Origin of the sequence: Pseudomonas sp. KB_15, from assembly GCF_052114525.1 — a bacterium.
Taxonomy (GTDB): domain Bacteria; phylum Pseudomonadota; class Gammaproteobacteria; order Pseudomonadales; family Pseudomonadaceae; genus Aquipseudomonas.
Map to the genome: position 1 here is coordinate 1 of NZ_JBFREX010000286.1, position 404 is coordinate 404.

Sequence of the window (404 nt, forward strand, 5' to 3'; positions counted from 1 at the left end):
CCTTGGGCCGTGCCGGGCGCGCGCGTTCGCGGTCACGCGCGTGGCGCAGGAAATCGGGGGCGAAGACCGGGCCCGGCGATACCTCGCGGCGGATCCAGTGGCGCGTGGTGGATTCGCGTGCGATGGCATCGGGCGTGCCCTCGCGCGACGTATCGAGCGCATTGGCGCTGGCCGACGCGACATCGTCCTCCCCTTCACGCGCGAATTCCTCGGCCGGCGCCACGGTGGGATCGGCGGCACGCAGGTATTCGCTCGCGCTGCGTACCGGCTCGGTATGCGGGAAGGGGTTGGTCGGCGGCAGCGGCTCGGCCGCCTCCGGCGTGGGGCTGGGGGATGGACTCGAGGACGGCACCGGCGGCCACGCGGCCCTGGCGCTGTACGCGCCGGACGGCGGCGGGCTGGCC

Annotated in this window: 1 pseudogene; it reads right to left on the reverse strand. The window is 75.0% G+C overall.

The window, feature by feature from the left end:
* A pseudogene (locus AB4Z35_RS30915) lies at positions 1-404 on the reverse strand (hypothetical protein); the annotation flags it as partial.